This is a genomic window from Ruegeria sp. SATB045, from assembly GCF_059613525.1.
Genome location: NZ_JBXWSR010000020.1, coordinates 374005 through 399448 on the forward strand (window position 1 = coordinate 374005; position 25444 = coordinate 399448).

Below are 25444 nucleotides of genomic sequence, written 5' to 3' on the forward strand. Positions count from 1 at the left end.
AAAACAGGTCGCACCGTCAATCGCGCGAGCCAGGCATCGCCCCGAGTGCCAAAACCGAGATAGGAGATTACGATGCCTTCTGATAACTATAGACCGGAAGATCGCGGACCTTGGAAAAACAAGCAGACCCGCGTTCCCCCTGAGGTTGACGCAATTCTCAGGCGGGGTCGGGATCGGCTGCACGGCATCCTGCCGGACGGTCTGCCACCGGTGAAGCGTCTTGCAATCGGGGCCGCCATTGCGCTTGCGGCATTTGGGGCGTGGTCCTCATATTACACGGTGCCGAGCGACTCCGTTGCGATTGTCCAACGGTTCGGGAAGTACGCGGCCGAGGTCCCTCCAGGGCTGCACTTCAAGATCCCGTTCGGGATCGACGTGACCACGTTGGTCCCGGTCAAGCGCCAGTTGAAACAAGAGTTCGGGTTCACGACTCCGGGTGCCTCCGATCCCTATCAGAGCCCGACGGACGGTCGCCGCGAGACCGAGATGGTGACTGGCGATCTCAACGCCGCGCTCGTGGAGTGGGTGGTGCAGTACCGGATTTCCGAACCTCGGAAATTTCTGTTCGAGGTGCGTGAGCCGAGCGCGACCCTGCGTTACGTCTCGGAGTCCGTCATGCGCGAAGTTGTGGGAGACCGCACAGTCGACGAGGTGATCACCGTCGGGCGCCAGGAAATCGAAAGCGAAGCCCTGATGAAGATGCAGGCGCTCGCGACCAAATACGCGATGGGCATCAGCATCGATCAGGTACAGCTGAAGAACATCAATCCGCCCCAGCCGGTTCAAGCCTCGTTCAACGAGGTCAACCAGGCACAACAAGAGAAGGAGCGGATCATCAACGAGGCCCGCCGCGAATACAACCGCGTCATACCTCTAGCCGAAGGCGAAAAGGACCAGCGGATCCGCGAAGCCGATGGCTATCGCTTGAGGAGGATCAATGAAGCCGAGGGCGATGCGGCACGCTTCACGGCGCTCCTGACGGAATACCGTCTGGCGCCCGAAGTTACCCGGCGCCGGATCTACATCGAAACCCTGCAGGATGTTCTGCCGGGAATTGGCTCCAAGATCATTGTCGACGGGTCCACGGCAAGCATCCTGCCGCTTTTGAACCTGGATCGACAGACAGGAGAGCAACCATGAAGACCCTTTCGCTTATCGCCTCGGGGATCGCGGTTGCCGGGGTCGTCGCTGCGTCATCCGCGATCTACACGGTCGGGGAGGTGGAGCAAGCCATCATCACCCAGTTCGGCAAACCGGTCGGCGCGCCGATCACCGAGGCCGGTCTCAAGATAAAACTCCCCTTCGTTCAGGAGGTTAACCGGATCGACAGCCGGGTTCTGGAGTGGGACGGCTCGCCATCGGACATGCCCACCAAAGACAAGCTCTATATCTCGGTCGATCTCTTCGCGCGCTGGAAGATCACCGATCCTCTGCAGTACTTTCTGCGCCTGCGCGACGAGCGCAGCGCCCAGTCGCGCCTCGATGATATCCTCGGTAGCGAGACGCGGAATGCCGTCGCCAAGCACGAACTCATCGAGATTGTGCGCACGACCAGGGGCCGGACGCCGCTTCGGGACACGCTTCTGACTGATCAGGAGCTTGCGCAGGACATTGGCGCACTGGTTCCCATCACGAAGGGGCGGGCGCTGGTCGAGCAGCAGATCTTCGAGGCGGCGGCGGAGAAGGTGCGCGTCTTCGGGATTGAGCTTCTCGACATTCGTTTCAAGCGCATAAACTACAATGAGAGCGTGCGACCCAAGATCTATGACCGCATGATCTCGGAGCGCCGGCAGATCGCCGAAAGATTCCTGTCCGAAGGCAACGGTGAAGCGGCCCGTATTCAAGGCAACAGGGTGCGGGATCTGTACAAGATCCAGTCCGAAGCCTATCGCGCCGTCGAGGAAATCCGCGGTGCCGCCGATGCCGCAGCAGCAGCAATCTATGCGGGCGCCTACAATGTCGATGCCGTTTCGGTCGAATTCTACGATTTCACCCGAACCATGCAGGCCTACGGCGACATGATCTCCGACGACACGACGCTTGTCCTGACGACGGACAGCGATCTGTTCCAGTTCCTGCGCGGCATGCAGGGCGAGGCAGACCCAATCCGCGATCCGGGCAGCGTCCCGGACGACGGTGGCGTGGCATCAACCGGCAGGGCCCGACCAGCGCAAGACCCCTCGACGCCAATCGTGACACGCACAGATGTCGAGCTGGGGCAATAGTTTCTTGGTCATGGCACGTGGATTGCCCAGGCTTTTTTTCCGCTTCCAAGCGAGACACACCCACTTAATTTCCGTGCCCCTAATCTGCGTCAGCACACGATTTGCGCTTGGCTGGTAGGTGTATGGCAAGAGTTGGATCGCGACGAGGCGAAGGACTGCCTGCCTCGCTCGAACACACGACATCCAGCGTCACACCACGCAGCGAGGAGGACAATACGCTATGACATCAGTGAAACATCTTACCAGGACGGCAGCAGAGACAACCGATCTTGAACGTCGTGTACTGGCCCATGAACGGATCCTGCAAGCTCTGATCGCCTACATGGCCCGTACGGAGCCGCGGTTCATCGATCATTTGAGAGAACGGTTCGTGGAACCGATGAGATTGACCCAGCGCGAGCACGACCACCGCGAAACCGACGACTACGCGGAAGAATTCATTCGCGCCGTGATGCTTCTCGGAGAGGAGCGCGCGCCCATCGCGAAGGAGCCGAAATTGACCGACAAGAAACCCGTGTCACCGAAAGGCAGAGGAGCACAGGATTCTTCCATGAACCGGCCACCGCAGCGCGGTGGAGTTCAGGTGCGCGAAAGGAACGGCATCTGGGAGGTACAGGTCGATGGCAAGTTCCGCGGCGACTACCACCAGAAGGAACATGCTCTTGCCGCTGCGGCCTTGCACAGATTGTCGCCCCGATGACCGGTAGCTCTCGTCCGACAGTCCCGCAGGATTTCGCGATCCAGGTGGCCGAGAACGAAGGCATGCCATCCAGATCGAATTCCAGGGGCTCCCCGCCGCCGCCCGCGCCCACGCGACGGCTGACCGGAACGCTCACGCTTGGGCTATCGAAGGCTCGCGCGGCAACCGGCGGACTCTGGTCCGCCAAGGAGCAAGCGGCGATGAGACACCCGCTGGCAAGGTTGATCTCGAGGCTGGCCATCGTGGCTGGAGTGATAGTGTCCCTGGCCTTCCCCGTCCTTGCGCAGGATGCACCGGCCCGATGCCTCGGAACGCTCATTCTTGCAAGATAATCATGACATGACCAGGCGCGGCCGTGTGTCCGGCATGCGCGTCAGCATAGGGTGTCGTCTGCGATACAGCTTCCCTCAGCCGACGCCGCTGATCGCGCTGCTGAACGTCCACTACTCGCGTTTTGGCGATCTGGATCGCGCCGATTATCTCGTGACGTCGCCGAGCGTGCCGCTCGAAAGCTACCGCGACGGCTTCGGCAACTGGTGTACGCGGATGGTGGCCCCGGAGGGCGACTTCTGCCTGTCGACGGATGGCATCTTCCGCGACACGGGCCAGCCTGATCCCTCCATGCCCGGCGCGCGGCAGCACGCGGTTCAGGATCTGCCGTTCGAGACCCTCTTGTTTCTGCAGGGCAGCCGGTATTGCGATACCGACCTTCTGTCGGAAGAGGCGTGGCGCCTGTTCGAGACCACGGACCCCGGATGGTCACGCGTCCAGGCGATCTGCGATTTCGTGCATGGGCATGTCCGCTTCGACTACATGCAGGCGAAAGCGACGCGCACCGCATCGCAGTCAATGGCCGAGCGACAGGGTGTCTGCCGCGACTTTGCACATCTTGCCATCGCTTTGTGTCGCTGCATGAACATTCCGGCCCGCTACTGCACCGGATATCTGAGCGACATCGGGGAGCCTTTGCCTCATCCGTCCGGGGACTTTGCGGCGTGGATGGAGGTTTTTCTCGCTGGTGAATGGCACATGTTCGACCCGCGGAATAACAAGCCGCGGTTTGCCAGAATTCTGATCGCGCGCGGTCGCGATGCTGCCGATGTCCCTCTGACCCAGACCTTCGGTCAGAACACTTTGACGGAATTCAAGGTCTGGACGGATGAATTGGCTTGACCGACCTTGGCTTCCTTTTTGACGCACCATCGTAAATGGGGTCGCCAATCCCCATATAGGTAGTGCTGGCGCCAGGTATCCTGGTCCGTCATGGACGGGGAGTTGGCGTCGGCCAATCAAAGGATCGATGACATGTCCTTCAAGGACCTGACTGCCAGGGCTGTGGCCGCAATGAAGCCGAAGCCTGCGAAGACCCCTGCCAAAAAGAACGAGTCCAAGGCCCTCGGCACGGAAGCACCAGCGAAATCCAAGACATCTTGAGATTTGCACCGGCCACGCGCCCCATTCTTAACGGGCGCGCGGACCACTCGCAGTAACAAGGCAAAGGACCATACTAATGGAAGAATTGACGAGCAAGACCGTTGCGGTTTTTTCCCGGCCGTTCAGGGTTCCAGGCTTTGACGAGACGCTCCCGGCGGGAGAGTACGAGATCGAAACGGAATTGGTTTCACCTCCGGATCAGCGAGATCCCGCAGCCTGGAAAGCCTCCGTCCTGGTGAAACTTCATCCCCGGATATCGCATCCGGGGCTTGCGCGAACTCTGACCGTTTCCCTTGCCGACCTGGACCATGCACGCGCCAGGGACAAGCTGACAGGCACAGCGTTGACCGACTTCTTCCTTGAGGAAATACTGGCTGATCCGATGGTGCGCCTCGTGATGGAGGCCGACGGGGTCTCTGCAGCACATATGCGGCATCTCTATTCGGGGCACGGTACGCCCCAGTCTGACAGGGATGTCCTGGACCGGAACCCGGCGCGTCTAGGTGCACGTGACATGGCGTCAATCCATGCTGCTGAAAACGAGGGCATGCCTCCACGACCGACAGGGACGTCGGCTATGGGAGAGTGAAGACCACGTGGAAGTACTCAACCGGCAGCAAGTCTTCGTCCTGTGCCCTAATCGGACGTTGACCGTTCGGAACGTCGCAGTCGCACAGCAAGCCTGTACAGCGGCCGTGGAACAGTTATGCTATGGGGCTTTGTTGGTGCAAAACTCGAAGCCATTTGCCTTCATCCCGCAGGTAGGTGGAAGTGCAAAGGGCTTCGTAGATCGGTGTGTCCCCGCGTTCTGCTGAGACACGGTAGGCCAAAACGGTAACATTCTTTTCTTGTTTATAGTAGCGCTCCGAAAATACGACGGACCGCCACCTCTGCGCGACTAAGCTCTCGCGCCACACAGTGTCGCCTTGAAGTATTCCCGGCGGATAAGGGAGAACAAATACGGCGCCCTTTGTCGTCATCTTCCGCGCATTGTCAGCGCCTTCCGTCCAAAACCGCTCTTCAAGTGCCCAAAGCTTGTCTTCGTCTGTCATAATCTAACTCCATCATTGTCAGATGCCTTATTGCCCGAGGGTGTAGATCGATCGGTGAAATGAAAGATTGATGCCGAATATGTTAGCGACGGTCCGTTAGTTTCCCGAGAGTGCTTTCTAGTGCGCTTTTCATCTTGCCGGCTGCGCCCCTCGTTGCCTGTTCTAAACTCGAGGCCGAATCCGTGACGGCCATAGGCTGCTGGCCTTTGAGCCGTGCTTCCAGAACACATTTTATATCATCTGGGCCGGACTTGTCGGCGCTGGCATCACTGAGATGGACCTCGATTCTGGTTATATGTTCTGCAAGGTAGGCCAGGTCGTTCTGTACCAATCCCGTAATTTGGGCCGTGATGGCTTCACTCCCCTTGATGCTGTTATCTGTACTGACTTCGATATGCATTTTGGCGTCCTTCGAAAAATCCCAAAAAAATGAAAGGGATAACGTTGTGGAGGTTACAATTCTATCACGACAGGCAGCGCCGTGCATTGCTTTGAATCAAATGTCGGGCCAATGGAGCTTCCCTGATGGCAGGTTTGTCCTGCACCGGACATTCGTTTGTTTCTCGATCAACGGCAGGGATGCTGAGATATTGCTTAAGAAGTCTGTGTGTTGGTCCTTTGTTTGCCCGTCAAGAGAAGGCAATAGCCTCGATTTTTCACACATGCGCTTTCGTTGCGAGTTAGAGCGGCAGGGGCGGCTCGGCGCTATAATTTCAAATATCCGTGTTTGAAATTCACGTATAGCTACAAGAATTCGGCTAAGTGATTGTTTTTAAATGGAGGCGAGTACCGGAATCGAACCGGTGTACACGGATTTGCAATCCGGAAAATTTTGTTGATTTCAAAGGGGAAAATTGTAAACGGACTCGTTTCGTTCAGGGTCACTTTTCAATAGGTTACGAGGCCCAAGTAAACGGTTTTTCACAGTCTCCCGCTCTGGCGAAAGGGCAAAGAAAAACCGCTGAGGGGGCGGCCACCCACCTCAACGGCATAGAAGAATATTTCCGTCTCCAAACATATGGCATTTCCGGTCTGACCTCAACCCAAATGGCGGTGAGATCATGAGCTGGCGCATCGCAAATGAATGCGCCGAGCGTCGCTTTGGCAGCGCCGCGCGCAAGCAGATCATCATGTTCTTGGCCGACAAGGCGAGCGATGACGGCTCTGGCATCTGGTGTTCCAAAGGGACGATCCAGCGCCACACAGAGCTCAGCGAGAGCACGGTCAAGCGCACCATCATCGACTTCCTGCGCGAAGGCATTCTGATCGAGACGGGGCGGCGGCACTGCAAGAATGGCTACACCGTCATTTACCGCATCGTTCTTGAGCGCGTGGCCGCGCTCGAGCCCACGGCTGAGCCCGACATCGACACGGGGGTCACTGTGAACCCCGTCCAGCCTGAACCCGGTACGGGGTCCACGGTGAACGGGGTACGGGGTTCACGGTGGACCCCAAACCATCCTAAAACCATCCATAAACCACCTACGCGCAGGCGCGAGGCGGCGGAGGAGGTTGAAGATCTTGAATCTGAGAAGATCTTGGCGGCCTATCCCGAAGACAGGATCCGAGACAAACGAACTACTCTGCGCTTGATCGCTGCAGCATTGAAAGCCGGTGTGGAGCCCGATGACCTTCTGCTGGCGGTCAAAGCCTATGCCAAGGAAAGCGAAGGCTACACACGCAGCAAGGTCTGCTTCTCAGACAACTGGTTCAAGATGCGCCGATGGGAGAAGGGACTGGCCCAGATACAAGCGGATCGTGAGAAAGCGCGAGTGTCCGAAGCCAAAGGACGCGCCAGCCTCGCCGAGTGGATCCATGAGCGCCATCCCCTGTGCCGCCACATCACCAACCGGCAGATCGAAGATTTGATTGCGTCAAAACTGGTGACGCCCGAGCAGGTGCGCGCGGCGGGGCTGCAGGCATGACTTTCGAAGGAAGGCAACGCAATGGTTTCGTTCGAGCAGACGAGTTGTATGAGTGCGGTGAGGTAACGAGGCCATGTTTCGTACTGGTAACCTTAATTCTCTCGATGTTATGTAGAGATAACATAAACCTTGGTGCGAGCTGGGGTGTTGGATCGTCAGGTTAAGCGGCGAAAATTGACATTAATGTTTTCTCAGTGTAACAAGTTGGGGCTTAGTGTTTCTTGGAGATATCATTATGGCTGTTTCGATCAAAATGCCCAGAGCGGCGCGTAAGGAGCTCGTGACACTTGGGGAAAACATTCGCGTTGCACGACTGCGCCGCAAACTGACCGCTGAGATTGTTGCGCAGCGTGCTGGCACAACGCGGCAGACCATCGCCAAGATCGAAAGCGGTAACCCTGCAGTCAAGATCGGCACCTACGTTGCCGTATTGCAGGCGCTCGGCCTCTTGAAAGGCTGGGGGGATCTGGATGACCCGGTCGGTGAGCAGATGGCCTTGGATGACCTTCCGCAGCGTGCGAGACTAAAAAATGGTTGAGGTCTGGATCGACTGGAAGGGGCTGAAACGGGTTGGTATGCTCCACCGTACAGCTGGGCGGGGCCGAGAGCGGGTCTCCTTTACCTATCATGACGATTGGCTTGCCGACGAAAATGCCTTCGGGCTTTCGCCGGACATGCCACTCGTCAGAGGGCAATTCGTGCCGGAAGCGGGGCAGGATATGCTTGCGCCACTCGGGGATTCTGCCCCGGACACCTGGGGCAGAACGGTGATGCGGCGCTATGAGGGGCGCATGGCAGAGGCCGAAGGGCGACGTCCGAGAGTGCTGCAAGAAACCGACTACCTGCTTGGGGTGAATGATGAGACCCGTTTGGGTGCGCTGCGTTTCAAGGTTGAAGGAGTGTTTCAAGCCCGCGAGGGCATTGGCGTGCCTGCGCTGGTGAGCCTCGGAGATTTGCTTCATGCGTCTCAGCGCGTTCTGCGCGGGGAGGAGACCGCAGAGGACCTCAAAATGCTGTTTGCTCCGGGAAGCTCGCTAGGTGGCGCACGGCCGAAGGCCAGCATCCTTGACCAGCACGGCCGTCTTTCTGTCGCCAAGTTCCCGAAAGAGACGGACACTTATTGCGTAGAACGCTGGGAAGCCATCGCACTGGAGCTCGCAAGGCGCGCCGGAATCACGGTTTCTGATCACACGCTTGAGATGGCTGGCGACAAGCCTGTTTTCCTGTCCCATCGGTTTGACCGGAACGAGGACGGCAGGATCCCGTTTATCTCAGCTATGGCGATGCTGGGCGGCAAGGATGGCGAAAGCTACAGCTATTTGGACCTGGCCGATATCATCACCTCAGAAAGCGTCACTCCCGATCAAGACCGCGAAGAGCTCTACCGGCGGGTTGCCTTTTCCATTCTCGTGACGAACCTCGATGACCATATGCGCAATCACGGATTTCTGCGTGGGCGTGGCGGCTGGCACCTTTCACCAGCCTACGACATCAACCCCGTGCCGAACCAACCACGCGTGCTCAAGAGCTACGTTGATGACGACAATCCGGATGCCAGTATCGCCCTGCACCGCGCGCAGCATGACTCCTATCTTCTCGAGCGCGGCGAGGCAGATCGTATCATTGCCGAGGTGACCGAAGCGACTATGGCTTGGCGTGAAGTTGCGCGTGCCCTCGGGGCTCCGGAGCGGGAGATCAGGGAGATGGCGACAGCCTTCGAGCACGAGGAAGCGGATCTGGCGCGCACGTGAACTGGGGCCGCTGTTGAATTGGATTGACCGAAAGCCGTTCGGCTGCAGCGAGACTTTGAGGTCCTTGGCCATTCTGATGCGTTACGACGTGGCAGTCGATTTTGGAGTGCCGAACTCAGATCCTCAACGCCGTGTTTCTGATTGCTGAACATAAGCGGGCAGCCGTAGCAGGCGCGGTGCAAGCCCCGCTTCAACAAGAAATTTCCCCTGCGCCAGCGCATTCCTCGCGAGGCAACTTTCTCGCTGACAGCCCCTTGGTGCCAGCTTTGATCATGTTCATCGAAACACTCAAAGTGAGGATCAAAAAAATGGCTACTCAAACTCTGAAACTGAACGTCAAATCCGGTGAAAAAGACGGCAAGAACTTCTGGGATCGCTGCGGCGTCCTCTTCGTCAACACCGACGACAGCGGCAAAATCACGTCGATCAACGTCAAACACAGCATGTTCCCCGATGTCGAAATGGTCGCCTTCCCTCGCCGCGATGAAGACCCGGTGACCGAATGACTTCAGCACCAGGGCGGGTTCTCCGCCCTGGAACGCAGCCCTGGAGCTGCTTCACGCTGAACTCGACGGCCTCTAGGAAGCCAAGCTTGCCGCTTCTCCTCCTTTCAACTAGTTTCAACCCATATCCCTCAGAGAGGACATTTTCGAAATGCCCAACGAAGACATTTTGACCGTGAAAGAGCTCGCTGAGTATCTCAAGATCGCTGAGAAAACGGCATATCGGTTCGCATCTGAGGGCAAGGTTCCCGGGTTCAAGGTGGGAAGCGCGTGGCGATTTCGCAAAAGCGAGATCGACCGCTGGATTACCGAGCAGGAACAAAAACAAGAAGGGGAGCAAAAATGACCGGGCAACAACAGGCTGAGGCATTGCGCCGCGAAATCTGGAGCATAGCAAACCGTGTACGTGGTGCAGTCGACGGCTGGGACTTCAAGCAGTTTGTCCTGGGTGCTTTGTTCTATCGCTTCATCAGCGAGAACTTCACCAACTACATCGAAGGTGGCGACGACAGCATCAACTATGCGGGTATGTCCGACGCAGACATCCCCGACGAAGCTAAAGTCGATGCAGTCAAGACCAAGGGCTACTTCATATATCCTAGCCAACTATTTCAAAACGTGGTGAAAACCGCGAGCAAGAACGACAGCCTGAACACCGATCTTGCCGAGATCTTTTCAGCGATCGAGGCGTCGGCCAGTGGCTACCCGTCCGAGCAAGACATCAATGGTCTCTTTGCTGATTTCGACACCACCAGCAACCGCCTGGGCAGCACGGTCAAACAGAAGAACGAAAGACTGGCTGAGGTCCTCAAAGGCGTGGCTGGCTTGCCATTGAAGTTCGATGACAACGAAGGCGACTTGTTCGGTGACGCCTATGAATTCCTGATCTCGAACTACGCCGCCAACGCGGGCAAATCCGGCGGTGAATTCTTCACGCCGACCCATGTGTCCAAACTCATCGCCAAACTGGCCATGCACAAGCAGACCAGCGTCAACAAGATCTACGATCCGGCGGCGGGGTCAGGGTCGCTGCTTCTGCAGGCCAAGGAAGAGTTCGAGAAACATATCATCGAAGACGGCTTCTTCGGGCAGGAAATCAACTACACCACCTACAACCTCGCCCGCATGAACATGTTCCTGCACAACATCAACTACGACAAGTTCAACATCCAGTACGGCAACACGCTCGAGGACCCGCACTTCCAGGATGACAAGCCCTTTGATGCCATCGTGTCGAACCCGCCCTATTCGGTGAAATGGAAAGGCGCGGATGACCCGACGCTGATCAATGACGAGCGCTTTGCGCCCGCAGGGGTTCTGGCCCCGAAGTCGAAGGCCGATTTTGCCTTTGTCCTTCATGCGCTGCACTACCTGTCGGCCAAAGGGCGGGCTGCCATCGTTTGCTTCCCTGGCATCTTCTACCGTGGCGGGGCAGAGCAGAAGATCCGCAAGTATCTGGTCGATAACAACTTCGTCGAAACGGTGATCGCCCTCGCGCCGAACCTGTTTTTCGGTACGACCATCGCGGTGAACATCCTGGTGCTGGCCAAGAACAAGACGGACACGGCCGTTCAGTTCATCGATGCGACGGGTGAGAAGTTCTACCGCAAAGGTGTGAACATCAACATCATGGAAGACCGGCATATTGCCGAGATCATGAGGATGTTCGACAGCAAGGAGAACGTGCCACACGTTGCGGAGACTGTGAGCTATGACAAGATTGTTGAAGCAGAATACAACCTGTCTGTCAGCGCATTTGTAGAGCCCAAGGATACCCGCGAAGTCGTCGATATCAGAGAGCTGAATTCCAAGATTGCGACCACGGTCGCCAGGATTGATCTGCTGCGCTCAGACATCGACGCCATTGTCGCGGAGATTGAGGCATGAGCAAGCTGGGTTTTCTGGAAAACCTGCTTGATGGAGCTTCTGTCAACTGGACGCCGTTGGGAGAACTGGGTGATTTGGTTCGTGGAAACGGTTTGCCGAAGTCTGACTTCACCGAAACTGGCGTACCCGCGATCCACTACGGCCAAATCTATACTTTTTATGGGCTTTCAACTGAAAAAACCGTCTCGTTTGTTTCACCGGAGACCGCTGCAAGCCTGAAAAAAGTGGATACGGGCGATGTGGTAATTACCAATACCAGCGAAAATTTCGAAGATGTAGGAACGCCACTGGTCTATTTTGGAAAACAGCAGGCCGTAACCGGCGGGCATGCAACAATATTCAAACCCAACAGGTCGGTGCTGGGGAAGTATTTCGCGTATTTCACTCAAACGCCTGCTTTCGAGAAAGAAAAGCGCAAGTATGCGAAGGGAACAAAGGTTATTGACGTCTCTGCAAAAGACTTGGCTAAGATCCTGATACCTATCCCTTGCCCCGAGAACACAGAGAAATCGCGCGCGATCCAAGCGGAGATTGTTCGGATTCTGGATAGCTTCACCGAGCTGACAGCCGAGCTGACAGCCGAGCTGACAGCCGAGCTTAAGGCCCGTAAGCAGCAATACAACCACTATCGAGAGCAATTGCTAGACTATGAGGGCCAAGACGTTGAGCATTTGCCGATGGGTGACGAGCGGGTGGGATCCTTTACGCGCGGCGGCGGCCTTCAAAAGAAAGACTTCGCAGAGTCCGGAGTGGGCTGCATTCACTACGGTCAGGTTTACACCCACTACGGGACCTATGCCCACACAACAAAAAGCTTTGTTTCAGAAGAGTTTGCGAAGAAAGCTCGCATGGCAAAGCCGGGCGATTTGGTGATTGCGACAACGAGCGAAAACGATGAAGACGTCTGCAAGGCCGTGGCTTGGCTTGGCGATGAGGATATCGCGGTTAGCAGCGACGCATGCTTCTACTCACACAAGTTAAACCCCAAATTTGTCGCTTACTTCTTCCAAACGGAGCAGTTTCAAAAACAAAAACGGATTCACATTACCGGCGCAAAGGTTAGACGCGTTAATGCCGACAACCTCGCCAAGATATTGATCCCTGTTCCCTCTGCCGAAGAGCAAGACCGCGTCGTCAACATCCTCGACAAGTTCAACACGCTGACCGCTTCGCTGAGCGAAGGCCTGCCGCGTGAGATCAAGTTACGTCAGCAGCAATACGAACACTACCGCGACCTGCTCTTGAGCTTCCCTAAGCCTGAGGAGGCCGCATAGATGAGCCAGACCCTCGAGGAGATCGCACAACAGCTGCATGCAGCCGATAAGAAGGTGCAGTTGATCTATGCCTTCAATGGCACCGGAAAAACCAGGTTATCCCGTGCCCTAAAAAATCTGATTGCTCCCAAGGCTGAAGACGGTCAGGAAGGCGAGCTCTCGCGTGAGAAAATACTTTATTACAACGCTTTCACCGAGGACCTGTTCTATTGGGACAATGACTTGGAAGGCAATGGAAACGCCAAATTGGTGATCCAGCCGAACACGTTCACTGAATGGATCTTGGCCGAGCAAGGGCAAGAGCCAAATATCACCAGGAACTTTCAGCGATACGCCAATGACAAGCTGACGCCCACGTTCAACCAAGAATATACAGTTCAAACCAAAGATGAGCTTGGGCAAGACAAAGAGATCGTTATTAAGGCTTTCTCTGAAGTTACATTCTCGGTCGAAGCTGGTGGGGATGAGGAAACCGGTAACTTCAAGATATCCAAGGGTGAAGAAAGCAATTTCATCTGGAGCATATTTTTCACCCTCCTTGAAGAAGTGGTATCGGTTCTCAGCATTGCCGAAGTCGGTGATCGACCAACAGATCAGTTCAATGGGCTGCAGTACGTTTTTGTTGATGACCCAGTCAGCTCGCTTGATGAAAACCACTTGATCGAACTGGCGGTGAACCTGGCGGAGCTGATCAAGGCTGCGCCGTCCCAGCTGAAATTCGTGATCACCACCCATAGCCCTCTGTTCTACAACGTTTTGCACAACGAGCTCGATCTCAAACAGAAGGGCAAAAAGGAAGGTTGCTATCTGCTTGAGCGGTTGGAAGACGGGAGCTTCAATCTGAATGTCAAATACGGCGATGCGAACAAGAGTTTTTCCTATCATTTACATTTGAAGAAGGTGTTGGAGGAGGCGATCGCTGGTAACGCTGTCGAGCGATACCATTTTACGCTGCTTCGAAACCTCTATGAGAAAACAGCTGGATTCCTGGGTTATGCACGGTGGAGCGATCTGCTCGACACGGTGGAAGGCAGCAAAGATGCCTACGTAAGGGCAATCAACACTTTCACGCACTCGGCGCTTTCGAATGAGCAGGTCAGGGATCCTTCACCTGCAGAGAAAAACACCGTGAAGCTCTTATTGGATAACCTGGTGAACAATTACGCCTATTGGCAACAGGATGAACAAAATGGTTGAGAAAACGAAGACCATCGCGGAAACGAAGAACTACATCGTCCTCGACAAGTACACCAGGGAGTGGGACGCTACCGATCGCTACCAGAGCGAAGACGATCTGGAGCGCGAGCTGGTGCAGGATCTGGTCAATCAGGGCTATGAGTTCCTGCCTGCTCTGACGACTCCAGATGCCATGCTTGCCAATGTCCGCGTGCAGCTGGAGCAGTTGAACAACGTCACGTTTTCAGATGATGAATGGAAGCGTTTTGTCGAGATCTACCTCGACAAGCCAAGCGACAACATCGTCGACAAAACCCGCAAAATCCACGACGACTACATCCACGATTTCGTCTTTGATGACGGGCGCATCCAGAACATTTACCTCTTCGACAAGAAGAACATGGCCCGCAACAAGCTGCAGGTGATCAAGCAGTTCGAGCAGGTCGGCACCCACGCCAATCGTTATGACGTGACGATCCTGGTCAACGGGTTACCATTGGTGCAGATCGAGCTGAAGAAGCGCGGCGTGGCGATCCGGGAGGCCTTCAATCAGATTCACCGCTACAGCAAGGAGAGCTTCAACAGCGAGCATTCCCTGTTCAAGTTTCTGCAGCTCTTCGTGATTTCGAATGGCACCGACACCCGGTATTTCGCCAACACGACCAAGCGTAACAAGAACAGCTTCGACTTCACCATGAACTGGGCAAAGTCCGACAATGAGCTGATCAAAGATCTCAAGGATTTCACCGCAACTTTCCTTCAGAAGCGTACGCTGCTGAACGTTCTGTTGCAGTATTCTGTTTTCGATGTCAGCGACACTTTGCTGATCATGCGGCCTTACCAGATTGCGGCGACTGAACGCATCCTTTGGAAGATCAAAAGCTCATATGAAGCCAAAAACTGGAGGAAGCCTGAGGGCGGTGGTTTCATCTGGCACACCACGGGTTCCGGCAAAACGTTGACCAGTTTCAAGGCGGCACGGTTGGCTACCGAGCTGGATTTCATCGACAAAGTCTTCTTCGTCGTGGACCGTAAGGACCTCGACTACCAGACCATGAAGGAATACCAGAGGTTTTCCCCTGACAGTGTCAACGGTTCCGACAGCACGGCCGGGTTGAAGCGCAACTTAGGCAAGGACGATAACAAAATCATCGTCACGACGATCCAAAAGCTGAACAACCTGATGAAGTCAGAGGGTGACCTGCCGGTATATGACCAGCAGGTGGTCTTCATTTTCGATGAGTGTCATCGCAGCCAGTTTGGCGAGGCGCAGAAGAATCTGAAGAAGAAGTTCAAACGGTTTTACCAGTTTGGCTTTACCGGAACGCCGATCTTTCCTGAGAATGCGCTAGGGGCTGAAACGACCGCGGGGGTGTTTGGGCGCGAGCTGCATTCTTATGTGATCACCGATGCTATTCGCGACGAAAAGGTTCTGAAGTTCAAGGTCGACTACAATGATGTGCGTCCCCGGTTCAAAGCCATCGAGACTGAGCAAGACGAAAAGAAGCTCAGCGCGGCTGAAAACAAGCAAGCGCTACTTCATCCAGAACGTATTCGGGAAGTCTCTCAGTATATTCTGAACAACTTCCGTCAAAAAACCCACCGGATGCAAGCGGGTAGCAGTGGGTTCAATGCCATGTTTGCTGTCAGCAGTGTGGATGCCGCGAAGCTCTACTATGAAACCTTGAACGATCTGCAGGGGGGCAGTGAAAAGCCGCTGAAGATCGCCACGATCTTCTCGTTTGCGGCCAACGAACAGCAAGATGCGATCGGTGACATTCAAGACGAGAGCTTCGATGTGTCAGCGATGAATAGCAGCGCCAAGGAGTTCCTGAGTGCCGCAGTCAAAGATTACAATTCCTTTTTCAAAACGAACTTTGGTGTCGATAGCAATGGCTTTCAAAACTACTACCGCGATCTTGCCAGCCGGGTTCGCTCGAAAGAAATCGACTTACTGATTGTCGTCGGCATGTTCCTTACAGGCTTTGACGCGCCAACGCTAAACACCTTGTTTGTCGACAAAAACCTTCGCTTCCATGGCTTGATGCAGGCGTTTTCCAGAACCAACCGGATTTACGATGCGACCAAGACCTTCGGCAATATCGTGGCGTTCAGGGACCTTGAGCAAGCGACCGTTGATGCGATCACGCTGTTCGGTGACAAGAACACAAAGAACGTCGTGCTTGAGAAGAGCTACGACGAGTACATGAATGGTTTCGTTGATCAGGAAACCGGCGCGGCGCGACGCGGGTTCATTGATGTTGTGAAGGAGTTGACCGAGCGCTTTCCAAAGCCAGACGAGATTGTCAAAGAAGTAGACAAAAAGGAGTTTGCGAAGCTCTTTGGTGAGTATCTGAGAGTTGAGAATGTGCTCAGAAATTACGACGAGTTTTCAGCATTGAAAGCCTACCAGGGCCTAGATTTAGCGGATGCCGCTGCCGTTGAGGAGTTCAAGCAAAAGCACTATTTGCGCGACGAGGACCTACGCGACCTGGAGGTAATAGAACTGCCTTCAGACCGAGCAGTTCAAGACTACAGATCAACATACAACGACATTCGCGATTGGCTGCGCCGGGAAAAGTCTTCGGCAGAGCAAGAACAAAGCAACATCGAGTGGGATGATGTCGTTTTCGAAGTGGACCTTCTGAAATCGCAGGAAATCAACCTCGACTACATCCTCGAGCTCATCTTTGAGAAAAACAAAAAAGTGAAGAGTAAAGGGGATCTGATTGAGGATGCTCGCCGCGTCATTCGCGGTAGCCTTGGAAATCGAGCCAAAGAGAGCCTGATTGTGGACTTTATCAACCAGACTGATCTTGATCAGATTGATGATAAGGCAGGCGTGATCGATGCATTTTTCTCTTTTGCTCAGGCAGAGCAGCGCAAAGAGGTAGAAGAGCTTATCAGATCGGAAGATCTAAATTCTGATGCAGCAAGGCGCTATATTTCTGCTTCCATAAAACGCGAATTTGCAAGTGAAAACGGTGCTGACCTCAATGCCATACTCCCCAAAATGAGCCCGCTAAATCCGCAGTTTCGGACCAAGAAGACGACGGTTTTCGAGAAGATTGCAGCTTTTGTCGAAAAATTCAAAGGTGTTGGCGGGCAGGTCTAGCCAAGACGTTGGGGTGCTCTACGATGGCTGTTTTGCTTCTGCTTGTTGCCAGTCGTGATACGTCTGCTTCGATCCCTTGACCTTCCACTCCAGGCGTCCGTTGCTGTTTCGGTCCAGGACGACAGCAGCGGCGGCTGAAGGACTGTTGAATGACCAAGGTTTCGTGAAGCGGAGTTTTTGATTGCCGTCGGCGACCAGAGTGCCGTCGGAAATGAGCTTTTCCTTCAAGCTGCCGTAGCTTTGTTGGACATAGCCGGTATCGGTGAGCGCCTCAGACCCTTCCAGTACAACGAATTCACCATCTTCTTCGACAGCGGTCGCTTTGACGCCGCTCTTGTGGCGGATCTCGAATTGCACTTCGCCCTCGGTCCGCTCGTCAACAGGCTTCGCCGTCTGTGTTACCGCGCGCGGTTGTGGCTTGAGCATATCCAGACCGATTACGGGCAGGATGATGCGTAGGTTTGATAGAAACTGCTCCATGTTGGCCACGTCGGCCTCTGGCAGTCGCCGCCTGCTGGTGTCCGGCTGCGTGCCGTTATCCAACGTGACGCGGCCTGCCTGGGCGGCTTGCTCTATGAGTCGCGCCTCCAGATATTCCGCGTGCCCTTTGGAAAGGTCATCGTCACTTGTGGTGATGGTGATAGCCGTTTCCCAGAAATCTCTTTTGATCGCGCTTTGCTTGATCCTCTCGGCCACTGAATTTCCGGAGCCAATATAGGTGCGGGTAGCACCGGCTTTCTCCGGATCAGGGCCCGATAGGATATAGATGCCGGTCCGATCAACTTCATCACGAGCGGTCAGGTCGCCGAAAGCTGAAGCGCCACTTACAAAAAGCAAACCTGTCCAACCATGGATTGTCGCTTTTCGCAGCCCGGTTGGCTTTCCGTCTACGAGGAAAAGCTGGATTGTCCGACCGAATGAGCCCTCTGTTTGCACGATTTATTCCTTGAAAACATGATTCTAATAGTTTCTTGCACAGCACACTCTAACCACGAAATTACATGATTGTCGTCCCGTGAGGACGGCTTTTGCAAACGGACTGCATCAGGGCTCAACGGGCCGAGGGCCCGCTCACCCCGATCCAGACATCATTACTTTTGTTTGGTCCGCCCAACATCCCTGACCGTGGCGGTCAACCTTAGTCCATCCCCAAATTCAGCCACCAATTTCCCCTGTCTCGCAGGCGAGCCATTCCTCGCGCGGCAAATTGGTGTCTGATTTTGGAGCAGACATTTTCTTCGCAAATGTGGCCGATTGACAGCCCCGTTCAGGGCCGTGGGTCGGGCTTTGCCCTCTCCCACTCTGTTCCGCCGAATACATGCGTATTCGGTCAGATCAGGTGGCCGAGGCGCAGCCCATCGGCGGAAGGGGGCGCGCAGCCTCACCCGCGTCACTTTGATCGAGGAGGCCACAAATGGCACCGAAGTTTGATGTTTATGCCCATGTCACCGACACCATTATTGCAGAGATCGAGGCAGGCACGCCGCCATGGCGCAAGCCGTGGACAGGGAGCGCGTCCGGTATTGCCCTGCCGGCCCGACACAACGGCGAGGAGTATCGCGGGATTAACATCCTGATGCTCTGGGTTATGGCGGCCAAGTACGGGTATGTTTCCAGCCGCTGGATGACCTACAAACAGGCGCAGGAACTGAGCGGCCAAGTCCGCAAAGGTGAAACGTCGTCGACCGTGGTCAAATACGGGACGTTCACCCGAGAGAACGAATTGGGCATTGAGGAAGAACTGCCCTATGCGCGCGCCTATCGTGTGTTCAATGCCGATCAGATCGAGGGTTTGCCGGAGGACTACTACATCCGGCCCGAGGCCCCGCGAGATCTTGGCACGGTCGAAGATCCTGAGCTTGAGGCGTTGTTCAGCCGAACGGGGGCAGAGATCCTCACCAGCGACGACCCGCGCGCCTTTTACAGCCCCGCCAAAGACCACATCCACATGCCGCCGATTGCCACGTTTCACAATGCGGCAGGCTATTATGGGACGTTGGCCCATGAGGTGATCCACTGGACCGGTAGCGAAAAGCGGCTGGAGCGGATCAAGAAATTTGCGAACTGTGAGGCCTATGCCTTTGAAGAACTGGTGGCGGAAATCGGTGCTTGTTTCCTTGGTGCGCAGATTGGGGTCACGCCGGAATTCGACCAAAGCGCCGCCTATGTTGAAGGGTGGTTGAAAGCGCTCAAAGAGGACAAGCGGGCGATTTTTCGAGCGGCGTCCGAGGCGCAGAAGGCAGCCGATTTTGTCCTAGCTGCCGCAGGACAATCGAAAGCGGCCGCAGCATGAGCGGCCCCGCAATCCTGCCTCCGATGACGTGCCGCAAATGCGGCGTGTCAAATCCGGTGATCTTTCTTGCGCCGGTTATCGTGAAAGGCAGTTGCACCTGTATTTGCTCGGATTGCGCCGAGGCCCGTTCCTGGCTGGACCCGGACGGAAACCAAAAAGCCGGTGTTGAGCTTTGAGCACCTGCGCCCCGCCTCATGTGGCGGGGCGCGGGCATCTTTAACGAGATGAGAAATTGTGGCCCGTGCTGCTGCGCACGGGCCGACCTGAGAAACGGACTGTGCGGAGGATCGACTGGCTTTCAGCCCGCTCACCTCCTTCAGGCTTCTTTCAATTTGATTGGTCCGCCCAACATCCCTGTCACGTCCCGTCAATGGGCAAGCGCCGCGCGGGCGCGTCGTCAAAGCCTGCAACCCGTGTCCTCGCGCGGGGCGCGCTGCGGGCCGCACCAGTTGCTGGCTTTGACCCATTGACTGGCCGCTCCTGGGCCGTGGGTCGGGCTGTGCCCCCACCCACTCTGTTCCGCCGAATACATGCGTATTCGGTCAGATCAGATTGGCCGGTGTGCAGCCCATCGGCGGAAGGGGAGCCAAGCCCCAACCGCAGCACCCAAGAGGAGGCCACAAATGGCTCACAAATATCAGCCCCCGAAATTCTGGACCTGCGACTGTGATCGCGCGACCGGCGGTCACATCATCGACGGGCTCTATAGCACCTGCGTCTATTGCGGGAAGCATCGGCACGAGCTGAAGGAGATCGTTGTTCCGTCGGGTTTGGGCGGCGTGTTCTGCGTCGATATCCTCAGCGTCGAGGATGATTGCGCCAAGGTGAAGGTGGTCAAATGCTCGAACGGCTTTGACGCGCTGCCGCCCTTCATGGTGCCGTTCAAAGACATCGCTCCGCGTTGGAAGCACAAGGCGGGAGAAATCCGATGACACCTGACTATCACAGCGATGATTTTGCGACGGCACGTCTGGAAGACACCGTCAGCTTGCGTAGCGCTGCCCGTGAGGCCCGCGCCACGCTTTACGCGGTGTTGAACCGGCTGGAGCTGAACGATCTGGAAGGTGAAGAGCAGCCCTATATCGACGATTGTCTTGGGGCTCTCGCAATCCTTGAGGAGGCGTTGCGATGACCTTGGAAGAGATCAAAGCAGCACTGGACGCGGGCAACCGCGTTCACTGGATCAACAGCGGATATTTGGTGACGCGTGATGACCTCGGGCAATACCTCATCACCTTCACGCGGAATGGGTCAGCTATCGGATTGACCAGTCGGGATGGCACCCGCTTGAACGGCCAGCCTGACGAATTTTTCGTCGAGGAACACGCCGAGGATTGCCATGAAGTATTCTGACATCAGGCAGGCGGCCCGAGAGGGCCGCGCCAGCGTGCACCTACATGGGTTTTGCATTCTGCCCGATGGCGGGGAGGAGTATTGTGACGATCCGGCACTGATCGATGGCTGGGCGATCTATGTCCGAGTTGAGACCCCGGACGACCCGCAACAGCCCTTTGATCTGCACGAGCTGCCCGATCATCAAACCTATGCCAGAGCCGAAGGCGCGGCCCGCGCAATAGCGCTGCAATTGCTTGGCGATGCTGAGGCGTGGAACCACGATTAGTGGTGCCATGCCTTGCGCATGCGGCCGGGCTTTGCCCGGCGGTTGCAGCCGATGGCTGCTCCAAACGGAATACAGGCAGTTGATGCAATATTATAATATTGAATCAATTATGGCGAAATGCCATAACAGGGCTGCCTGTATGATGCTGGCAAGAAATAGGGGTGATTACTTCACATGGGCCGACCGCGCGCACCACGGCACAAGCGACTGACGCAAAACCAGCGTTTTGCCATCGTGCGCAAGCGTGCCGAAGGGGTGCCAATCGAGGATCTGGCCCGTGAATTCGGCGTGACGACCCGCAGCATCTTCTACACCCTGAAGGCCGATCAAAGCCGCAAGCTTGATGCGCGCGTGCGCTCCGAACTGGTGAATGTCCGGCTCACGCCAAAGGAGCTGGCAGGCTTTGATGCGGTGCTGACGCGGCATGATATCACCAGCCGCGCCGAGGGGCTTCGGCGTTTGATCCATGCCTCAAACGATCTCTTCGTTCCCGACGATGAACTGGCCAATCAGATGCAAGGGCTGTCGGCCTCGCTCAATCGCACTGGCAACAACATCAACCAGATTGCACAGCGCTTGAACGAGGCAAAGCGCCAGGGCAAGACGCCGCCCTATGGCAATTCTGCCCATGGTCAGGTCCGCGCATTGGCAGGGCTGATCTTCGACATAGCGGACCAGGTTCAGGACATGGCGCAGCGGCGACGCAGCGCTTTGTCCGGCGAAGTTGCCCGCGTTCTGGGGGGCTTTGCCGATGGCCCGGAATAGCGCTGTAGTCGCCGCGCAGGAGGCCTTCTTCGATCGGGACTGGAGCCGCATTCGCGGCAGCGTCCCGCGCGCCCGCGCAAAGCAGATGGCGCGCGCGGCCATGGGGCATTCACCCGCGATCTTTAAAGCCATTCGCGATGGCGGCACACACAACAAAGCGCAGCTGCGCAACCAGTTGGAATACCTGACCACTAAGTCGAGCTTCATCATTGACAGCCGTGGCACCTATGACGGCCAAAGCGTTCTGTCAGTCAAAGAGATCGAGCAGGTCACGCGCCGGTTTTCAGCGCAGTGGAATGAGGGGTTCCACCCGAAGCTGGGACATACCTCACATCTCTTGATGGCTTTCCCAATTGGCACGCACGGCGAGGATGTCGCCGATATCACGCGCGAGATCTGCGAGCGGTTCTTTCAAGGCGAAGGCAGCCACTTCGACTACATCGCGACCGTGCACGAGGATCGGGATCACCCGCACGCGCATATCGTTTTGAACCGGCGCAGCAAGGATGGGGAGTTCTTCTTTCTGAAGGAAGGCCACCACTTCAACTACGACGGTTTTCGCGAGGCTATGGTCGAGGTGTCGGACCGCTATGGGCTGCGCCTTGAAGCGACCCGAAAGCTTGAGCGCGGGGTCACGACGCAGAGGCCAAGCGATTTAGAGCAGCGTCGCGCGGAATCCACCGGCCAGAAGCTGACCGAGCGTGAGCGCGTGGGGCCAGAGCTTGACCGTGCCTTGGCAGAAATAGCGCAGAACGCGCAGCTCTATCGGGGTCTAGCGGCCGAAGCCACGCGCGAGAACCAGCACGACATTGCAGCAGCCTTGGACAAGGCCGCGACGCTTTTGGCACAGGGAAAACCGATTGAAGCAGATGGAAAGGTATATGGCATGGCCGAAGAACAGCATTCGTTTGATGAGGTCGTGGATGCCTTCCACGACAAGATCAACCAAGCTGAACGCATCGTAGCGGACGCCCCATTGGAGCGGCGCGCGGCGCTGGAGCATGAGCTGAACGACATTTATCGTTCACTGTCGCATCTGAGCCCAATGGGGACGCAGTCCCACACCTTGCTCGAAGACGCGTCCAAAAGTGGGATCTATTCCGCCGCGAACATTCAGGCCGACGCCCAAAGCGCTTTGCAGGATCCAGCCCTTGCCGAACGTCTTCAGCAGGCTTTGAGAGGCACCGGCATTGACGAGCAGGAGGTGACACGTCGTGTCGAAATCGGCGCTGGCAATGCCGCGCTGGAGCGGCAATGGCTCGGACAGGACTTGAATGCGATTGCCGACAAGGAAGGCTTTGACCTGTCACGCGCTGATGAGCTCGAGAAAGCGATCGACCGCCTTGACCAGGTGCACAGTGATCTGGGTCGTTTGTTGGCCGATGCTGACGTTCTCAAGGATAGTGGGTCGGTGGAGTCTGACCGGCAGGAAGCCATCACCGACCGGCTTCCGCCGATCACTGCTGAAGTCCTGAGCCGTATGAGGGACGACCCAACCGCAGATCCATTCCGCAGCGATCTGGAGCGCGAGACCTTGAGGGCCGAACTGGAGGATCTGGCCGGTGAAGAAAACACCCCAGACTTGGCAATTGGCGATGAGACTGCGCTGGAGGAACATATCGAAGACCGCCTGGACCGGCTCTATGCGGCTAAAGCCTATCTGCAGAGCGACGCAGCTCTGGCGAACAGCGTGGCCATGGAGCACGTCCTCGACGAGATCGCCAATGAAGAAATTGATGTTCAACGCGAGCGGCAAGTCGATGCCGACGGCGAAAAGGGTCTGACGCATGGGTAAGACGCGGATCGCACTCGGCGTCATAAGCTTTGCTTTTCTCGGCGCGGTGTTCGGGTATGTTCTGTCGTCGGCCTTTCTGACCTTCCGCTGGTTCGGGGTCGGGGCCGATATCGATTTCCTGATGCTGGCGCGCAGCTATGGGGTTCTCCGAACGACCCATCCAGGCGATATGCAGATCGTTCACTTGCTTGTCGGGATCTGCACCGGGGGAGGTGTTTTGCTTAGCGCAGTTTTGATGAACGATGCGCTGACCAAATTCGGTGAAACCCACTGGCAGCAGATGTCTGAGATGAAACGAAACGGCTTTTTCGGCAAGCCTGGTCATGGTTTTGTCCTCGGCAAAATGGGCAAGCCGAAGAGTCGAAAGCCCTTTGTCATGTCCAAGGTTTTCCCACATGCCCTGATCGTCGCCCCGACTGGACGCGGCAAAACGACGGGGTTCGTCATCCCGAACCTTTTGACCTATCAGGGCAGTGCCGTGGTGCTGGACGTGAAGGGCGAAAATTTCGAGGCGACGGCGCGCCACAGGGCCGCGCAGGGCGACAAGGTGTTCCGGTTTGCGCCCACTGATTGGAAGGACGGCCGCTCGCACCGCTACAATCCCGTGCTGCGAATATCGGCGCTGGAAAATGTCGACCGTCAGCAGATGGAACTGCAACTTCTGGCCTCGCTGTTCTTGCAAGCTGATAACGACCGGGTGCAGGGGCTCCTTGATGGCGGCATCGATCTGTTCGTGGCGGCAGGGCTTTTAGCTTTCGAGCGAAAGCGGCCGACCCTGGGCGAGATCTACCGCATCACCGCTTCAGGCGGAGACAAGCAGAAAGAGTACCGCCGCCGTGCAGACGAGGTGGTCAATCCAGCCGCCAAGCTGATTTTCATGCGCATGGCCTCGACAAACAACGACACGCTGACCTCTTACCTTTCGCTCTTGATGACATCTGGCCTCAAACAATGGTCCAACCCCGCCATCGATCGGGCGACCGCAACGTCAGACTTCGATTTTCGCGACATCCGAAAATCGCCGTTTTCGGTTTATCTCGTGGTCGAACCGCTGATGGTAAAACCGCTCGCACCACTGATCCGCTTGTTCTTCTCGGACTTGCTCGCATCCCTTCAAGACCACGAACCCGGCAAGGACGAGCCTTGGCCGGTGATGATCATGCTTGATGAGTTCAACCGTCTAGGCAAAATGCCGATCGTGCTCGACAGCATCGAAACCCTGCGATCTTACCGCGCAAACCTTGCGATCGTAACGCAGACGATCCCAGCGTTGGATGAGATCTACGGTGAAAACGCCCGCCGCGCCTTGCAGGGCAACGCGGGCATCAAGCTCTATCTCACGCCCTCAGATGAAAAGACCATCGAAGAGCTCAGCAAAGCCGTCGGCAAAACCACCAAGCGTGTTGTGACTCGCTCGCGCTCGGTCGGTCGCAACCCTTTTGCTGGGCGCAGCATGTCTGAACGAACGGAAGAAACCGCGTTGCTGCCCGAGGATGAGGCGCGGCGCATGGATCTTGATGACATCGTTCTGGTGGTCGACGCGCAGATGCCCGTGCGGGCCAAGCGGATCAAATACTATGGGGATCGGTTCTTCAAACAGATCTTCGAAAAGCAGACCGGCGATCTGCCATATCCCTCGGCGGGAGATCAGATGCGCGGCCTGCAAGGACAGATTAAGGCGCTGGAGGCTAAGATTGGAGCGCTTGAAATGCCGAAAGCGTTTTCAGGGGACGGCTCTGGAGGTGGTGAGAAACGGCGCGAAGAGATCGATGCTTTGGCCAATGAAGAGCGGGGTCCGGCGTCAGGCGAAAAGCCTGGTTTGGGCGAGTATCAAGCAGGAGCTGCACGGGTGGAGAGATTTATGGAGGAGGCAGCTCGGGGATGAATTGGTGGTGTACTGCCATTCGCCGCGTCAGTCATGAAAGGCA

General features: G+C 56.3%; 26 protein-coding genes. 23 read left to right on the forward strand and 3 right to left on the reverse strand.

From position 1 onward, the window contains the following. Nucleotides 1-72 precede the first annotated feature (72 nt). The 5 genes from hflK to AC2FNR_RS09415 all read left to right on the forward strand — a co-directional run bounded on the left by hflK (nucleotide 73) and on the right by AC2FNR_RS09415 (nucleotide 4948). Entirely contained in the window at nucleotides 73-1140 is a 1068-nt protein-coding gene (hflK, locus tag AC2FNR_RS09395) for an FtsH protease activity modulator HflK (protein ID WP_496848872.1), read from the forward strand. Next, complete coding sequence (gene hflC / locus AC2FNR_RS09400) at nucleotides 1137-2225, forward strand: protease modulator HflC (protein WP_496848873.1); 1089 nt, start codon at nucleotides 1137-1139, stop codon at nucleotides 2223-2225. Before hflK ends, hflC begins: the two co-directional genes overlap by 4 nt. A 220-nt stretch (nucleotides 2226-2445) precedes the next feature. Then, nucleotides 2446-2925, forward strand: a complete 480-nt coding sequence (locus AC2FNR_RS09405) for a hypothetical protein (protein ID WP_496848874.1) — start codon at nucleotides 2446-2448, stop codon at nucleotides 2923-2925. A 366-nt stretch (nucleotides 2926-3291) separates the two neighbouring features. Continuing rightward, complete coding sequence (locus tag AC2FNR_RS09410; RefSeq protein WP_496849124.1) at nucleotides 3292-4098, forward strand: transglutaminase-like domain-containing protein; 807 nt, start codon at nucleotides 3292-3294, stop codon at nucleotides 4096-4098. 337 nt (nucleotides 4099-4435) lie between these two features. Further along, nucleotides 4436-4948: a hypothetical protein gene (locus AC2FNR_RS09415; RefSeq protein ID WP_496848875.1), complete on the forward strand. Its 513-nt coding sequence runs from the start codon at nucleotides 4436-4438 to the stop codon at nucleotides 4946-4948. A gap of 115 nt (nucleotides 4949-5063) precedes the next feature. Here AC2FNR_RS09415 and AC2FNR_RS09420 read toward each other — a convergent pair whose 3' ends face one another. Next, nucleotides 5064-5411 carry a hypothetical protein gene (locus AC2FNR_RS09420; protein WP_157707882.1) on the reverse strand — a complete coding sequence of 116 codons (348 nt, stop codon included), beginning with the start codon at nucleotides 5409-5411 and terminating at the stop codon, nucleotides 5064-5066. Between the two features lie 82 nt (nucleotides 5412-5493). After that, nucleotides 5494-5811, reverse strand: coding sequence for an HPF/RaiA family ribosome-associated protein (locus AC2FNR_RS09425; RefSeq protein ID WP_496848876.1), 318 nt, complete (start codon nucleotides 5809-5811; stop codon nucleotides 5494-5496). 661 nt (nucleotides 5812-6472) lie between these two features. Between AC2FNR_RS09425 and AC2FNR_RS09430 the strand changes: the two genes are divergently transcribed. The 9 genes from AC2FNR_RS09430 to AC2FNR_RS09470 all read left to right on the forward strand — a co-directional run bounded on the left by AC2FNR_RS09430 (nucleotide 6473) and on the right by AC2FNR_RS09470 (nucleotide 17042). Beyond that, on the forward strand, nucleotides 6473-7336 hold the full coding sequence (locus tag AC2FNR_RS09430; protein ID WP_496848877.1) for a hypothetical protein: 864 nt from the start codon (nucleotides 6473-6475) through the stop codon (nucleotides 7334-7336). A 235-nt stretch (nucleotides 7337-7571) separates the two neighbouring features. Then, nucleotides 7572-7874 carry a helix-turn-helix transcriptional regulator gene (locus tag AC2FNR_RS09435; RefSeq protein WP_321831838.1) on the forward strand — a complete coding sequence of 101 codons (303 nt, stop codon included), beginning with the start codon at nucleotides 7572-7574 and terminating at the stop codon, nucleotides 7872-7874. Further along, complete coding sequence (locus AC2FNR_RS09440; RefSeq protein ID WP_496848878.1) at nucleotides 7867-9087, forward strand: type II toxin-antitoxin system HipA family toxin; 1221 nt, start codon at nucleotides 7867-7869, stop codon at nucleotides 9085-9087. Before AC2FNR_RS09435 ends, AC2FNR_RS09440 begins: the two co-directional genes overlap by 8 nt. Before the next feature lie 308 nt (nucleotides 9088-9395). Beyond that, on the forward strand, nucleotides 9396-9593 hold the full coding sequence (locus tag AC2FNR_RS09445) for a hypothetical protein (protein WP_480457998.1): 198 nt from the start codon (nucleotides 9396-9398) through the stop codon (nucleotides 9591-9593). 148 nt (nucleotides 9594-9741) lie between these two features. Then, the gene (mads1, locus tag AC2FNR_RS09450; protein WP_480458000.1) at nucleotides 9742-9936 is read left to right on the forward strand and encodes a methylation-associated defense system helix-turn-helix domain-containing protein MAD1; all 195 of its coding nucleotides are present in this window, start codon (nucleotides 9742-9744) and stop codon (nucleotides 9934-9936) included. Further along, nucleotides 9933-11477 (forward strand): type I restriction-modification system subunit M, encoded by a 1545-nt coding sequence (locus AC2FNR_RS09455; RefSeq protein ID WP_496848879.1) that lies wholly within the window; start codon nucleotides 9933-9935, stop codon nucleotides 11475-11477. The genes mads1 and AC2FNR_RS09455 overlap by 4 nt, the downstream gene beginning before the upstream one ends. Then, a complete protein-coding gene (locus AC2FNR_RS09460) occupies nucleotides 11474-12751 on the forward strand; it encodes a restriction endonuclease subunit S (RefSeq protein ID WP_496848880.1) in 1278 nt (425 codons plus the stop codon). The genes AC2FNR_RS09455 and AC2FNR_RS09460 overlap by 4 nt, the downstream gene beginning before the upstream one ends. After that, nucleotides 12752-13948, forward strand: coding sequence for an AAA family ATPase (locus AC2FNR_RS09465; RefSeq protein ID WP_496848881.1), 1197 nt, complete (start codon nucleotides 12752-12754; stop codon nucleotides 13946-13948). It begins immediately after the preceding gene. Then, nucleotides 13941-17042: an HsdR family type I site-specific deoxyribonuclease gene (locus tag AC2FNR_RS09470; protein ID WP_496848882.1), complete on the forward strand. Its 3102-nt coding sequence runs from the start codon at nucleotides 13941-13943 to the stop codon at nucleotides 17040-17042. The genes AC2FNR_RS09465 and AC2FNR_RS09470 overlap by 8 nt, the downstream gene beginning before the upstream one ends. Nucleotides 17043-17060: 18 nt before the next feature. On the opposite strand, the gene AC2FNR_RS09475 is transcribed toward AC2FNR_RS09470, so the two are convergent. Further along, a complete protein-coding gene (locus tag AC2FNR_RS09475) occupies nucleotides 17061-17978 on the reverse strand; it encodes a GIY-YIG nuclease family protein (protein WP_496848883.1) in 918 nt (305 codons plus the stop codon). 478 nt (nucleotides 17979-18456) lie between these two features. On the opposite strand from AC2FNR_RS09475, the gene AC2FNR_RS09480 reads away from it, so the two are divergent. The 9 genes from AC2FNR_RS09480 (at nucleotide 18457) to AC2FNR_RS09520 (ending at nucleotide 25401) form a co-directional block, all read left to right on the forward strand. After that, a complete protein-coding gene (locus AC2FNR_RS09480) occupies nucleotides 18457-19335 on the forward strand; it encodes an ArdC family protein (RefSeq protein WP_496848884.1) in 879 nt (292 codons plus the stop codon). Beyond that, the gene (locus AC2FNR_RS09485; protein ID WP_496848885.1) at nucleotides 19332-19511 is read left to right on the forward strand and encodes a hypothetical protein; all 180 of its coding nucleotides are present in this window, start codon (nucleotides 19332-19334) and stop codon (nucleotides 19509-19511) included. Before AC2FNR_RS09480 ends, AC2FNR_RS09485 begins: the two co-directional genes overlap by 4 nt. Before the next feature lie 447 nt (nucleotides 19512-19958). Further along, nucleotides 19959-20267, forward strand: coding sequence for a hypothetical protein (locus tag AC2FNR_RS09490; protein WP_496848886.1), 309 nt, complete (start codon nucleotides 19959-19961; stop codon nucleotides 20265-20267). Next, complete coding sequence (locus tag AC2FNR_RS09495; RefSeq protein WP_055190657.1) at nucleotides 20264-20467, forward strand: hypothetical protein; 204 nt, start codon at nucleotides 20264-20266, stop codon at nucleotides 20465-20467. Before AC2FNR_RS09490 ends, AC2FNR_RS09495 begins: the two co-directional genes overlap by 4 nt. Then, nucleotides 20464-20688 (forward strand): hypothetical protein, encoded by a 225-nt coding sequence (locus tag AC2FNR_RS09500; protein ID WP_496713598.1) that lies wholly within the window; start codon nucleotides 20464-20466, stop codon nucleotides 20686-20688. Before AC2FNR_RS09495 ends, AC2FNR_RS09500 begins: the two co-directional genes overlap by 4 nt. Further along, the gene (locus AC2FNR_RS09505; RefSeq protein ID WP_496848887.1) at nucleotides 20675-20956 is read left to right on the forward strand and encodes a hypothetical protein; all 282 of its coding nucleotides are present in this window, start codon (nucleotides 20675-20677) and stop codon (nucleotides 20954-20956) included. The genes AC2FNR_RS09500 and AC2FNR_RS09505 overlap by 14 nt, the downstream gene beginning before the upstream one ends. A gap of 174 nt (nucleotides 20957-21130) precedes the next feature. After that, a complete protein-coding gene (locus AC2FNR_RS09510; RefSeq protein WP_496713594.1) occupies nucleotides 21131-21721 on the forward strand; it encodes a hypothetical protein in 591 nt (196 codons plus the stop codon). After that, nucleotides 21708-23516: a relaxase/mobilization nuclease domain-containing protein gene (locus AC2FNR_RS09515; protein WP_496848888.1), complete on the forward strand. Its 1809-nt coding sequence runs from the start codon at nucleotides 21708-21710 to the stop codon at nucleotides 23514-23516. Before AC2FNR_RS09510 ends, AC2FNR_RS09515 begins: the two co-directional genes overlap by 14 nt. Continuing rightward, entirely contained in the window at nucleotides 23509-25401 is a 1893-nt protein-coding gene (locus tag AC2FNR_RS09520) for a type IV secretory system conjugative DNA transfer family protein (RefSeq protein WP_496848889.1), read from the forward strand. The genes AC2FNR_RS09515 and AC2FNR_RS09520 overlap by 8 nt, the downstream gene beginning before the upstream one ends. The last annotated feature ends 43 nt before the right edge of the window (nucleotides 25402-25444 follow it).

Bases quoted from the DNA above. Each gene is read 5' to 3' on its own strand.
- hflK (WP_496848872.1), top strand. From the start codon at position 73: ATGCCTTCTGATAACTATAGACCGGAAGATCGCGGACCTTGGAAAAAC.
- hflC (WP_496848873.1), top strand. From the start codon at position 1,137: ATGAAGACCCTTTCGCTTATCGCCTCGGGGATCGCGGTTGCCGGGGTC.
- AC2FNR_RS09405 (WP_496848874.1), top strand. From the start codon at position 2,446: ATGACATCAGTGAAACATCTTACCAGGACGGCAGCAGAGACAACCGAT.
- AC2FNR_RS09410 (WP_496849124.1), top strand. From the start codon at position 3,292: ATGCGCGTCAGCATAGGGTGTCGTCTGCGATACAGCTTCCCTCAGCCG.
- AC2FNR_RS09415 (WP_496848875.1), top strand. From the start codon at position 4,436: ATGGAAGAATTGACGAGCAAGACCGTTGCGGTTTTTTCCCGGCCGTTC.
- AC2FNR_RS09420 (WP_157707882.1), bottom strand. From the start codon at position 5,411: ATGACAGACGAAGACAAGCTTTGGGCACTTGAAGAGCGGTTTTGGACG.
- AC2FNR_RS09425 (WP_496848876.1), bottom strand. From the start codon at position 5,811: ATGCATATCGAAGTCAGTACAGATAACAGCATCAAGGGGAGTGAAGCC.
- AC2FNR_RS09430 (WP_496848877.1), top strand. From the start codon at position 6,473: ATGAGCTGGCGCATCGCAAATGAATGCGCCGAGCGTCGCTTTGGCAGC.
- AC2FNR_RS09435 (WP_321831838.1), top strand. From the start codon at position 7,572: ATGGCTGTTTCGATCAAAATGCCCAGAGCGGCGCGTAAGGAGCTCGTG.
- AC2FNR_RS09440 (WP_496848878.1), top strand. From the start codon at position 7,867: ATGGTTGAGGTCTGGATCGACTGGAAGGGGCTGAAACGGGTTGGTATG.
- AC2FNR_RS09445 (WP_480457998.1), top strand. From the start codon at position 9,396: ATGGCTACTCAAACTCTGAAACTGAACGTCAAATCCGGTGAAAAAGAC.
- mads1 (WP_480458000.1), top strand. From the start codon at position 9,742: ATGCCCAACGAAGACATTTTGACCGTGAAAGAGCTCGCTGAGTATCTC.
- AC2FNR_RS09455 (WP_496848879.1), top strand. From the start codon at position 9,933: ATGACCGGGCAACAACAGGCTGAGGCATTGCGCCGCGAAATCTGGAGC.
- AC2FNR_RS09460 (WP_496848880.1), top strand. From the start codon at position 11,474: ATGAGCAAGCTGGGTTTTCTGGAAAACCTGCTTGATGGAGCTTCTGTC.
- AC2FNR_RS09465 (WP_496848881.1), top strand. From the start codon at position 12,752: ATGAGCCAGACCCTCGAGGAGATCGCACAACAGCTGCATGCAGCCGAT.
- AC2FNR_RS09470 (WP_496848882.1), top strand. From the start codon at position 13,941: ATGGTTGAGAAAACGAAGACCATCGCGGAAACGAAGAACTACATCGTC.
- AC2FNR_RS09480 (WP_496848884.1), top strand. From the start codon at position 18,457: ATGGCACCGAAGTTTGATGTTTATGCCCATGTCACCGACACCATTATT.
- AC2FNR_RS09485 (WP_496848885.1), top strand. From the start codon at position 19,332: ATGAGCGGCCCCGCAATCCTGCCTCCGATGACGTGCCGCAAATGCGGC.
- AC2FNR_RS09490 (WP_496848886.1), top strand. From the start codon at position 19,959: ATGGCTCACAAATATCAGCCCCCGAAATTCTGGACCTGCGACTGTGAT.
- AC2FNR_RS09495 (WP_055190657.1), top strand. From the start codon at position 20,264: ATGACACCTGACTATCACAGCGATGATTTTGCGACGGCACGTCTGGAA.
- AC2FNR_RS09500 (WP_496713598.1), top strand. From the start codon at position 20,464: ATGACCTTGGAAGAGATCAAAGCAGCACTGGACGCGGGCAACCGCGTT.
- AC2FNR_RS09505 (WP_496848887.1), top strand. From the start codon at position 20,675: ATGAAGTATTCTGACATCAGGCAGGCGGCCCGAGAGGGCCGCGCCAGC.
- AC2FNR_RS09510 (WP_496713594.1), top strand. From the start codon at position 21,131: ATGGGCCGACCGCGCGCACCACGGCACAAGCGACTGACGCAAAACCAG.
- AC2FNR_RS09515 (WP_496848888.1), top strand. From the start codon at position 21,708: ATGGCCCGGAATAGCGCTGTAGTCGCCGCGCAGGAGGCCTTCTTCGAT.
- AC2FNR_RS09520 (WP_496848889.1), top strand. From the start codon at position 23,509: ATGGGTAAGACGCGGATCGCACTCGGCGTCATAAGCTTTGCTTTTCTC.